11 protein-coding genes are annotated in these 11,164 nt (G+C 46.0%); 5 read left to right on the top strand and 6 right to left on the bottom strand.

Annotation, left to right across the window (positions count from 1 at the left end; translation table 11 throughout):
• Positions 1 to 172 precede the first annotated feature (172 nt).
• The gene (locus QUA83_RS23705; protein WP_333296299.1) at positions 173 to 403 is read right to left on the bottom strand and encodes a type II toxin-antitoxin system prevent-host-death family antitoxin; all 231 of its coding nucleotides are present in this window, start codon (positions 401 to 403) and stop codon (positions 173 to 175) included.
• Between the two features lie 45 nt (positions 404 to 448).
• The gene (gene radA, locus QUA83_RS23700) at positions 449 to 2,005 is read right to left on the bottom strand and encodes a DNA repair protein RadA (RefSeq protein WP_333296297.1); all 1,557 of its coding nucleotides are present in this window, start codon (positions 2,003 to 2,005) and stop codon (positions 449 to 451) included.
• Positions 2,006 to 2,168: 163 nt separating this feature from the next.
• Between radA and rpaB the strand changes: the two genes are divergently transcribed.
• On the top strand, positions 2,169 to 2,900 hold the full coding sequence (rpaB, locus tag QUA83_RS23695) for a response regulator transcription factor RpaB (protein ID WP_071587789.1): 732 nt from the start codon (positions 2,169 to 2,171) through the stop codon (positions 2,898 to 2,900).
• A gap of 136 nt (positions 2,901 to 3,036) precedes the next feature.
• Positions 3,037 to 3,678: a cofactor assembly of complex C subunit B gene (locus QUA83_RS23690; protein ID WP_333246608.1), complete on the top strand. Its 642-nt coding sequence runs from the start codon at positions 3,037 to 3,039 to the stop codon at positions 3,676 to 3,678.
• A 324-nt stretch (positions 3,679 to 4,002) separates the two neighbouring features.
• Here QUA83_RS23690 and hpsJ-A read toward each other — a convergent pair whose 3' ends face one another.
• From hpsJ-A to rfbB, 4 genes are all read right to left on the bottom strand, one after another.
• Complete coding sequence (gene hpsJ-A, locus QUA83_RS23685; RefSeq protein ID WP_333296295.1) at positions 4,003 to 4,680, bottom strand: HpsJ-like protein, cyanoexosortase A-associated; 678 nt, start codon at positions 4,678 to 4,680, stop codon at positions 4,003 to 4,005.
• Positions 4,681 to 4,858: 178 nt separating this feature from the next.
• On the bottom strand, positions 4,859 to 5,527 hold the full coding sequence (locus QUA83_RS23680) for a cyanoexosortase A system-associated protein (protein WP_333296294.1): 669 nt from the start codon (positions 5,525 to 5,527) through the stop codon (positions 4,859 to 4,861).
• On the bottom strand, positions 5,527 to 6,378 hold the full coding sequence (crtA, locus tag QUA83_RS23675; RefSeq protein WP_333296293.1) for a cyanoexosortase A: 852 nt from the start codon (positions 6,376 to 6,378) through the stop codon (positions 5,527 to 5,529). The genes QUA83_RS23680 and crtA overlap by 1 nt, the downstream gene beginning before the upstream one ends.
• A gap of 539 nt (positions 6,379 to 6,917) precedes the next feature.
• Positions 6,918 to 8,024, bottom strand: a complete 1,107-nt coding sequence (gene rfbB, locus QUA83_RS23670) for a dTDP-glucose 4,6-dehydratase (protein ID WP_333296292.1) — start codon at positions 8,022 to 8,024, stop codon at positions 6,918 to 6,920.
• A gap of 357 nt (positions 8,025 to 8,381) precedes the next feature.
• On the opposite strand from rfbB, the gene QUA83_RS23665 reads away from it, so the two are divergent.
• The 3 genes from QUA83_RS23665 (at position 8,382) to QUA83_RS23655 (ending at position 11,164) form a co-directional block, all read left to right on the top strand.
• On the top strand, positions 8,382 to 8,927 hold the full coding sequence (locus QUA83_RS23665) for a hypothetical protein (protein ID WP_333296290.1): 546 nt from the start codon (positions 8,382 to 8,384) through the stop codon (positions 8,925 to 8,927).
• A 616-nt stretch (positions 8,928 to 9,543) separates the two neighbouring features.
• Positions 9,544 to 10,149, top strand: coding sequence for a DUF1517 domain-containing protein (locus QUA83_RS23660; protein ID WP_333296288.1), 606 nt, complete (start codon positions 9,544 to 9,546; stop codon positions 10,147 to 10,149).
• Between the two features lie 133 nt (positions 10,150 to 10,282).
• A complete protein-coding gene (locus tag QUA83_RS23655; RefSeq protein ID WP_333296301.1) occupies positions 10,283 to 11,164 on the top strand; it encodes a hypothetical protein in 882 nt (293 codons plus the stop codon).

The raw sequence follows: 11,164 nt of genomic DNA, 5'->3' as shown, positions 1-11,164 counted from the left end.
ATCTCTTTGAGCACAACTTGATATTTTTTATTATATCATATTAGTTGTTTGTGTAATTAATTTTGTTTGACTACTTATTACCTCCTTTTTGCCTCTTTATTTTTGCACTAACTTAACCCACCACAGCCGCGCATAAACATCAAAATAAAGGCATGAGTGTCCAACAACAACCTCATTCCATGTACTCCTTAAACTCTTCTAGCGGTTCGTCAAAATCATCGGACATCCAAACCATTCCTTTGGCACTTCCTGCTTGCCGATTTGGTTTAGCTTGTTTGGGAATTACTACCAATTTTACAACAGGCTGGTTATCTTGAGTAATCGCCACTTCTTCGCCTCTCATCGCCGCTGCGATTAATTCCAGAAGCTTTTCTTTTGCCTCAATAATGTCTACTTGATACAAAATTCTAGCTTTTTTACTATCATTTTATAACATCACCATTCTAACTCAATTAAACAAATCCTCTTCCTCCAAATCAACAGACTGTAATTCCATATCACCAGACTGCAACTGAGCCGGAGTAGCAGGAATCGCGGCAATTATTGCATCAATTACCTTCGCCACCGGAATAATCTCCATCCCTAACTCTGGCACCGGTTGATTCTTAGGAATAATCGCCCTTTTGAAACCCAATTTCGCCGCCTCCCTCAGCCGCAATTCTAATTGGGAAACCGGCCGCACCTGTCCCCCCAAACCCACTTCCCCAAGCAAAACAGTGCGCGCATCAACCACCCGATCGCGAAAACTGGCCACAACGGCGATCGCAACTGCCAAATCCGCCGCCGGTTCATCCACCTTCAACCCGCCCACCGTCGCCAAAATCACATCTAATTTAGATAAAGGAATCCCCACCCTTTTCTCCAAAACAGCTAAAATTTGCTGCAATCTAGCATTGTCCACGCCAGTAGTAGTGCGGCGCGGCGAACCGAAACTTGCAGGGCTGACTAATGCTTGAATTTCCACTAAAATCGGTCGAGTTCCTTCGCAAGTAACCGTCGTCGAAGTACCTGGAGAAAATTCATCTCTATTCCCTAAAAATAACTCCGACGGATTATCTACTTCTCGCAAACCGTTGGCTACCATTTCAAAAACACCGATTTCGTGAGTAGCGCCAAAACGGTTTTTCATCGATCGCAAAAGTCGATGAGAAGCAAAGCGATCGCCCTCAAAATACAGTACAGTATCTACCAAATGTTCCAAAACCCTCGGCCCCGCCAAAGCTCCATCTTTCGTAACGTGACCGACAATAAATAAAGTAATATTTTCCCTTTTCGCAACCTGCATCAAAGCAGACGTACATTCCCGTACCTGAGCCACCGAACCCGGAGCCGATGTTAAACTAGCAAAATAAATAGTTTGGATGCTGTCAATCACCGCCACATTCGGTTTCAGCGCTTCCAACTCGCGCAAAACAACCTCTAAATCCGTCTCTGGAAGCAAATAGAAATTCTCCGCTGAATTGTCCTCGGAATCCTTTTTAGCTTCCCCGTTGCGGTCGGATTTATGCCCTCCGTTGCTTGACAATTCAACCGGATTAGCCACACCCAAACGCTGCGATCGCAACTTCACCTGCTGGCCGGACTCCTCCGCACTGACATACAGTATCCGATCCTTGCGGGCCAACATATTCGCCACCTGCAACAGCAGCGTCGATTTCCCGATTCCCGGTTCCCCCCCAATCAACACCAGCGAGCCCGGAACAATCCCGCCTCCCAAAACTCGATCGAGCTCCCCGTAACCCGAAGGCCAGCGAGACTGAGTTTGGTCGGAAATCTGCGATAATCTGAAAGATACCCTTGGTTGACCCTTCGACTTATCAGGGGGCGAACCGCCCACTGTCTTAGTTGTCACCCCAGTTAAACCAGCCCGCGACACACCAACAGTAGGTTGCTCTAACTGCTCGTCAAAAGAATCCCACTTCTGACAGCTAGGACATCTGCCAAAATATTGTGGTGAATCATAGCCGCATTCCCGACAAATATATTGTATTCGAGGCTTAGGCATTGTTTTATGATAAAGAGTCACCCTTAAAATTTAGAAAAGTCTGAGTTAAAGCAATTATCAAGCTTTCAGACCGATCGCCGCCCATGATTCAATTTGTGTCTTCTATGATAGGGTACAAAAAAATAACATTATCTGAAATGTAACTTAAGGAGTGCTCGGTAACTTGGAAAACCATAAAGAAAAAATTCTGGTAGTCGATGACGAAGCCAGTATCCGCCGCATTCTGGAGACTCGCCTTTCCATGATTGGCTACGATGTCGTCACCGCTGCTGACGGCGAAGAAGCTCTCGAAACATTTCGCAACACCGAACCCGACTTAGTGGTTTTGGACGTGATGATGCCGAAGCTAGACGGTTACGGCGTCTGTCAGGAGTTGCGAAAAGAGTCAGACGTGCCTATCATCATGCTAACTGCTTTGGGAGACGTAGCCGATCGCATCACCGGTTTAGAATTGGGCGCCGACGATTACGTCGTCAAACCTTTTTCTCCCAAAGAACTTGAAGCCCGCATCCGTTCGGTACTGCGGAGGGTTGACAAAAACGGAGCATCGGGAATTCCTAGCTCTGGAGTCATCCACGTCACCAATATTAGGATTGACACCAACAAGCGCCAAGTTTACAAAGGCGACGAACGAATTCGGCTCACGGGCATGGAATTCAGCTTGTTAGAACTGCTTGTCAGCCGTTCTGGAGAGCCTTTTTCGCGATCGGAAATTTTGCAGGAAGTGTGGGGATACACGCCAGAACGCCACGTAGACACCCGCGTAGTGGACGTTCACATATCCCGGCTTAGGGCAAAGTTGGAAGACGACCCCAGCAATCCCGAATTAATTCTCACCGCCCGCGGCACCGGCTATCTCTTCCAGCGAATTGTCGAAATTGGAGAAGTAGGATAAAGTCACTTGGCAGTTGGCAGTTGACGGTTGACGGTTGACGGTTGACAACCAACAGTCAACAGTGAACAGTCAACAGTGAACAGCCAACAGTGAACAGTCAACAGTCAACAGCCAACAGTGAACAGCCAACTGACAAATGACTAAATCTGATCCCAATAAAGTTTTGCGGCAATTGCCCTTAGTTGCAGGAGGGTTAGCAGGTACGCTGCTAATGGTCAACCGCTTGCTGACAGAGCAAATTACAGATTCTCAAGCTCGATCGGACGCTTTAGGAGTAATTATCAGCGCTCTGCTGATTTTAACAGGTTTGCTGTGGCAGCAGGTGCAAGCGCGATCGCCCGATTCCGTAAAACTTATCGGCGAAGAAGGTTTTGAATTTGCGCCGGATTTGCCGGAGGCCGTGAAAATAGAATTAGCCTGGGCGTCGCGTTTGCTGTTGACAAATACCGCCACAAGGTCGATCGTAATTGTGTATCAGGGAAAAGTTCTATTGCGGCGCGGTATTTTAGGCATCAATCCCGAAGTCAAACCAGGGCCGATTTTGCAGCGAGTGCTCGACAAAAACAAACCAATTTATTTAGTAAATCTCAATATTTATCCCGGCAAAATTGAATTTGACTATTTGCCAGAAAATACCCAAGGAGTCATCTGTCAACCTATCGGCACCCAAGGCGTTTTAATCTTAGGTGCTAACGCGCCCCGCAGCTATACAAAACAAGATGAAAATTGGGTTGAAGGCATTGCCGACAAACTAGAAAATACCATCAATCGATTTTAGATTTTAGATTTTAGATTTTAGATTTTAGATTTTAGATTTTAGAGTGTGGATTTGAGATTGTGGATTGCACAATGCCAGCCCTGTCAAGGTGCGATCCTCTTCGAGGGCTGCGCTAACGACCGATTTGCCTCATTCTCGGTGTTAGCTATCGGCAATAAACAAGATTTATTACCGATATCTTTTGAAAAGAACAAGAGCCAGCGCTGCCCAACGAAATTTCCAGGGTTTGAATGTCTTCTTAACAACTAAGACGCGGGCTGCGTGTACAGGGCGCACCTTAGTCCTCAACAAGACTCAAAACTCGCAACTCAAAACTCAAAACTACTACCGAGCCCAGTCAGTACCGCGCCACAGCGTAAAAAACAAAACACTAGAAATCAGCGCGCCCAGCAGCCACTTAACAGCATTTTTAAATAACCCCACGCGCTGACTAGACTGAACCGCAGCACTTTGCGTCTGTAACCGTTCCTTAGCCGGAGTAATTCTCGAAAGAATTTGCTCTTTCAATTGCTGTGGGTTTTGCGTATCCGCTTGTACCCCCAAACGGGTAAGTTCCCCCGCCAAAGTCCTTAAATCTTCAGGACTACCCTTCTTTAGCCGGTCTTCCACCTGCTGCAACTGAGCTAATTGTTGGTTTGCTTGAGTAGTAATTTGCTGGTTGTTTTGGTTGTTGACGTAGATAGTGCCAAAAATTCCCAAAGGCAGCATCAACAGAAAAACCAGACCTAGCAGCAGACAAACCCAAGATAAAACCTTCAAAAAAACTTCTTCCAAACCTCTGCGATCGTACCCTTCGCCAAAAAATATCAGCGCCATTGCCAGTAAAGGAACTGGCACCCGTTCCACTACAGCGCCAATCGTTTGCAATTCCCAGAGGCGATTGCCAAAATTTGCTGGTATAAGAACTGCAATCGTATCTAATACAGACAAAATTAATAGACCGTAGCCAATCCAACGCAGTCTGTAGATAGAAAAACCTTGTTCGCCTTGTAAGTCATTCATAAAATAATCAGAGTTGTTGTTAAGAAAAATCTCTCTTGATGCCGCTCAAGAACGGATACAAGCCCCCGACAACAGTCGTGGAGAGTCAAAAATTTTTGACTCTTGTTCCAGCTTCCAGATTCACCTGTGGAGTAAATATAAAAGCTAAAAGCTAAAAGCTAAAATCGACTGAATCGAGTCAAGGTTCGGGGAATCGCGGCTGCCACCACTCATACCAAGAAACCCAAGCATTCTCTAGAATTTTTTTGGCATCTTCTGGAGTTGTTTTATCCAAAGGCACAGACATCTGAGTCCACAAACAGCGCCGGTCTTGAATATTTCCCCTACCCAACAACCAAAACAGAATACGGTTGGGCTGCCAATCGCGAGTATTTCGATTATATCTAAACTGTTGGGAAGTTACTGTAGGACTGCCATGAGGATTGATACACGAACTCAAATACAGTCGATTTTGCTGTTGCACAATTCCGTGAAACCCCGCGCCTTGAGTGTTTACTAATGCTAGTTTACCAGGAGACGACTTGAGAACTGTATGTCCCCTCATCATACCTTCCACTGCCCCATTGGTGTCTACTGCATAGCGCATCTCTATTTCTAGAGCCATGCTATTTTTTTGATATTCATATTTCCTGGCAGCTTTGAATTCTGAATTTTCCTTGATTTCCAGAAGCGCGCTCTTGTTTAGTTTCCAATCGGCTAAAGGCACCGACTCGGGAAACTCAAACGGGGTTGCCACATTCTTGCCGTCCGATGGATAGAAAACCAATTTTCCGGCAACCAACAAAACGCCTCCCAAAGTAACAGCCAACAGGGAAAGCCTAAGTGGTTTCCAAGAGGTAATAGCCATTAGCAATTCTGTCCTTCCTGATTTGGGGGTTGGTCTTTCAAAATTGCAAACCAGCAGAATAACCCGAAAATAAATACAGCAATCATCGAAAATATTACCGAACCATTTCCTTCGTGCCAGTATTTAAATGCTTCGGGTTGAGATAGCGATACCAGCACTGCCAGGAGACCAACTCGCGCGGCATTCACTACAAATGCAGTAATTATTGCCACGAATGGCAATACAATTTTCTGAGCCCTAGTGGTAGGAAACATCAGTAAGAAAACCAGAGCTAGTCCTAACAATTGTAGCATAGCATTCACCCCTGAACAGCCGTGATTAACTTCCACGCTGCCCTTTTCCAGGATTAGAAAAACCCCTTTTTGCACTACTTCAAATCCTACATAGTGCAGGATGAAAGCTGAAAATTTAGCTGTTAATTTGGGGACATCAACAAATACTCCGATCAATCCGGGAGGAATAGCTGTATACGCAAGAATTAGAAGTTCCTGCCAATATTGTTTCAGTCCTTTTGTTCCGGAAGCCAGCAATGCGAGACTGATTCCAGACAAAAAAGGCGTTGCTCGGATAAAAAAGTCGTATCCAGATATCGACGAACTTTTGAGCAATATTAAAGCAATTAACGATGTCCCAAAAAAGCTGGCGAAAATTCCGCTTTCAAACGTTAAGGATTCGTGTCTTTCCCAAATGAGAAATGCTACGACTCCCCAAAACAGTAACATTGTACCGAACAGATCTGTGTCGTTTGTTCTGGAAGTCAGAGTTAGGTGTATGGCAATCAAACCGGAGGCGATGCCTAACAGCCAGTATTTAGGTTCTTGGATGTGCTTGAGCGAGTTTATTTCGGTCATTGCTGCTTTTTGTTTTTCCTAAAAGCTTCTAAAATGCTTAAGCTTGTAACTCTATTAAAATTATCAGCTACAAACACTTAAATTTATGCGTTTGGGATGAGTTTTAACTAAATCTTCACAAAGATTGACAAGGGCGAATGTGTGTGATATTCAGGGAGCATCTCAATGAAAGCAGTTAAGCTAGAAATTGGAGTTTTAAGGCAGGAGGCAGGAGGCAGGAGGCAGGAGGAAAGAGTCAGAAGGAAGGAGCCAGAAGAAGTGTTTTTACAAATATGAGATGCTCCCGATATTCACCTGCACCTAATTAAATCTGAAGTTAGGAGCAAAGACCACAGAAAACAGGTTTTTTAACTCGGATCGATCGCACTCAACTAACGCACTCCACGAAAGATTTTCCTCCTTCAAACCCGGTTTCTGCGGCGAGAGTTTAAATGTAAAGCTTGAATGCAAGACAGAAACCTTTCTGGACGCACTCTTGAGCTGGACAACCAGTTTTTTACTGGTTCGGGTTTGTGGTAGCCCGTGCGTCCAGGAGTAGATTAGTTAGAGTAGACTTTCCGGTAGTAAGTTTGATATTCCTCCGAAAGCAGGGGTTCCCACCACTCCCGATGGGCTAAGTACCATTCTACAGTCTGTCGCAAACCTTCTTCAACTGTTACTGAGGGAGTCCAACCTAACTCTGTTTTAATTTTGGTGGCATCAATAGCATAACGCCGATCGTGCCCGGCTCGGTCTTTGACAAATGTGATCAATTGTTCGCAAGGACGGGCGGGTAAATCCTCAGCTAATTCGTCCATTAGCTGACACAGCATTTTTACTAAATCGAGATTTTTGACCTCGTTGTTGCCGCCAACATTGTAGGTTTCCCCAGGCTGACCACGGTGAATAACGGCATCTAAAGCGCGGCAGTGGTCGAGAACGTAGAGCCAATCTCGCACGTTTTGACCGTCGCCGTATACTGGCAGCGGTTTGCCCAATAACATATTGATGCACATTAATGGAATGAGCTTTTCTGGGAAGTGATAGGGGCCGTAATTGTTGGAACAGTTGGTGATAATTGTCGGGACGCCGTAGGTGTGGAAATAGGCGCGGGCGAGGTGGTCGCTGCCAGCTTTGGAGGCTGAGTAGGGACTGTTGGGCGAGTAGGCAGTTGTTTCTGTGAAGGCTGGGTCATCGGGGCTGAGACTGCCGTAAACTTCGTCGGTAGAAACGTGGAGGAAGCGCATTTGTGCTTTGAGAGATGCCTCATCAATTGCTTCAAAATGCTTGCGGAAGGCTTCTAAAAGTGTGAAGGTTCCGACAACGTTGGTTTGAACAAAGGCGGCAGGCCCGATAATTGACCTGTCAACGTGGGATTCTGCGGCAAAGTGCGCGACTGTGGTGATGTGTTCTTCTTTGAGCAAGGTATCGACTAAGGTACGATCGCAAATATCCCCCTGCACAAACCGAAAATTTTCGCCTCCTTCCAAAGTTGCCAGGGTTTGTCGGTTTCCGGCGTAGGTTAAAGCGTCGAGTACCACTACTCGATCGCCCGGATAGCTTTTGCACCAGTGATGCACAAAATTTGAGCCGATAAATCCAGCCCCGCCCGTCACCAACAATCGGCGATGGGATCGCTCAATGCCTTGAGTCGCGTTGTCTGTCATAAAAATAAGAGTTATTCCAATAACTAAGCCTTTACAAAAGTAGCCTTAAAAGTAGTTTGTCACCAAGTGTTTGCCGGTCTGTAACTAAATTTTCTACTGTCTCACCTGAGATTTTCTAATTTGGGCGCGATCAAAGTATTGGTTCACAAAACTTGAACTTCTACCGATTTGTTAGATCAAACGCTTACAGAGCAACAATTCCAGATGTTGAAGCTGGCAATTTTAAATTTGAATTGGGTGAGGCTATAGCTGACTTTTGCGATCGATCCGCGATATGGGCGGCGCGCAGAGTTGATACATTTGTAAAGAGCTGTTACCATTAATTTTTTAATTATCCTTTACAATCTCCAAAACACCATGAAGAAGTTTCAAGTGTTAGCTGGCATTGCTTCCGTCGTCGCGATCGCCAGCAGCGTCGCCATAGGTGACGCTGCATCTGCTTTCCCCTGTTCCTACAGCAAATCTGGGGCCGCTAAATCTGGTTCTGCGACAACGATCCTAGGTTCCGGCGGCTCGGAGCGCATTAATCCGTGGAAATCCTACAAAACAGCAGCTCTCGGTTTCCTCGGTTTGGCGGGAGTTTTGGGTGGCGGTGCGGCCTACATGAGCTACCGTGCCGGCAAGCGCGCTTCTGCTGCTTGCGCTGCGATGACCGATAATTTTGAAGTTTTTGAAGAGCCGATCGCTCCGATCGCAGATGCAGGTGTTTCTGCACACATGGAAGTTCCGGCCTTGCTCGATTTGGCGGCGGCGGGTGCTGTAGCTGAGTCAGCAGATGCGGTTGCAGCCGTTCGCGAACACCCAGAAGCTCCGGGCGGCGAGCTGGATTTGCCGATTTCGCCAGTTGCTGAGTTGAGTTCTGAAATTGCGCTCGAACAAGTCCAAAGCGCGATCGTCAAATAGTTATCTCAAACCAACGTATTCGCTTAGCGCACCTCCAATCTTGCAAGATTGGAGGTTTTTTGAGTCGAAATTATCTACCCTACAATTTCTTGTCATGGCGCTCGCGAAGCACTGCCAACAATAGACAGATGATATCAAATCCGTTAGCATCGGAATAGTAAATTCGAGTTGACTGTTGACTGTTGACTGTTCACTGTTGACTGTTGACTGTTGACTGTTGACTGTTGACTGTTGACTGTCAACCGTCAACATCATGTATGAGTGTAACCGGAAATGATATGAATCGATCGCACACAATCTCATATTCCGGCTAAGCAAACGATCGTTTAATTAATATCAATAAAAAAAACTATTCCTACAATCATTAATCTCATAGCAATTAATAAAAGTCGCCGCTCCCAGTCAGGACAAGGCTGTGCAGTTTCCCTACTGTATTTGAACTGTATTTGCTCCGATTGAAAACTGCTATAAAATTAGATAAGTCAAAGCGAGACAGTACGCTGCCGAGGCGATCGCTAAAAATACTCTTCAGATCAATCTGAGGGTAGACGGCAAGAGTTCAAATCCCCTGCTATGGTTGGAAATATAGCCCTACAGATTACAACTATAGGTTATTATGAATGCTTGGCGCGATCGATTCAATCAATTTACAGGTCAAACTAGATTGGCAGTTTGCCGGGTGTTCGTTCACCTAACAGGCGAAGAAGTTGCACCGCTGTTAGGAGTTCTCAACCGCACCGCCAGAGAAGCAATTGATGCCGATGGCGACATAGCAGTTTTAGGAGAAGGTCTTGTAGAAATTTGCAATCACCTGTTGCAGTACGACAACTACTGGCAAGCAGCCGCCAATGAAGGCGATGTTTTTTGGAATGAAGGCGAAGCGGGCGATTATGTGGATGAACTTTTCACTGATTCAGCCGATCGCTATCTCAGCGAGCCTCAATACAGTACATCTGTTTATGATAAAAAATCCCCCTTGTCTTTGCCGGTAACTAGAAATATCGTAGTGATGCTGACAGTTGCGTATGAAGGCGAAGTTCCTGCTCTAGAAACTGACCTCGCTGACATCAGTGCGCTGAAAGTCGGTTTAAAAGCCCTGATTAATTTACATTACCAAGAAAGGCTCCGAGCTGTGCAAGTTCACTTTTCTCCCGCACAGTTGGGAGACGAACTTACTAACGACCAAGTGTTGGTCAATTTCCCCGAACTTATTCCCCTTTAAGGAAGGATTAATTAGTTATTAGTTATTAGTTATTAGTTATTTGCGGTGCCCAGAGCGGAGTCGAAGGGTTATTTGCTACCAATGCGCGATGCGCGATGCCCGATGCCCAATGCCCAATTCCCAATTACTATTTATGATGCTGCGAAAACTGACAATTTATTTAATGGCTTTGACTTTTTTAGGGACGGCAACCGGCTGCGGTTCTCCTCGCACACAAACTTCTACCAATCCTGCTGGCAATCCAAATATTAACACAGTGCGTCCTGCACCAAATAATAACTTGAGTCAAGGTCAATATCCTGTACAGCAAGCTACCTACGACGATGCTGATGGCGAATACAGTTTGATGTTGCTGAATACTCCCCCCGGCAGTCCCCCAGTTTACCGCACTAGGGATTTGCAAATGGCTCGCTTAACAAATGAAGAAATATCGGCAGGCAAGAAAAGTTATCTAAATGTGGATAACAATCAAGCGGTTTTGCATTTGACAGAAGATTTTAAAATTGAGTACGTTCACAACGTTACCGAAACAGTTCCTAATCCTCAAACAGGTCAGCCACAAACCGTAGTAGTGCGGCAGCAATCTGGCTTCTGGGCACCGTTTGCTGGGGCTATAGCCGGTCAGGCGATCGGCAGTTTGTTATTTAGACCACGATATTATATGCCGCCAGTCTATCAGCCGGGGATTATGACAGGATATGGCGGGTATGGTAATACTTACAACCAAGCTGTTCAGCAGTATCAAACTCGCTACCGAACTCCGCCTCCGGCTGTGAGAAACCGTCAAGTTTTAAGGACAACCGGCCGCTTGCGATCGCCCACATATAACCAGCCAGTAAGACCCTCAGTACGTCCCAATGGCAATCGATCGACCGGTTCGGGTTACGGTGGCAGCACTTTGAGGCGATCGCCACAGCCACGTCAAAATCAAAACAAGCGGCAGCCAAGTTTTGGTAGCGGCAGGAATTCTCGTCAACCGAGTCGGAATCGCTCTTTCGGGAGTAGAAGGCGCTGA

Source organism: Microcoleus sp. K1-B1 (assembly GCF_036704705.1).
Classification (GTDB): Bacteria; Cyanobacteriota; Cyanobacteriia; order Cyanobacteriales; family Microcoleaceae; genus Microcoleus.
Note: the sequence above shows the minus strand (reverse complement) of the source record. Positions and strands in the feature narration are given on the sequence as shown.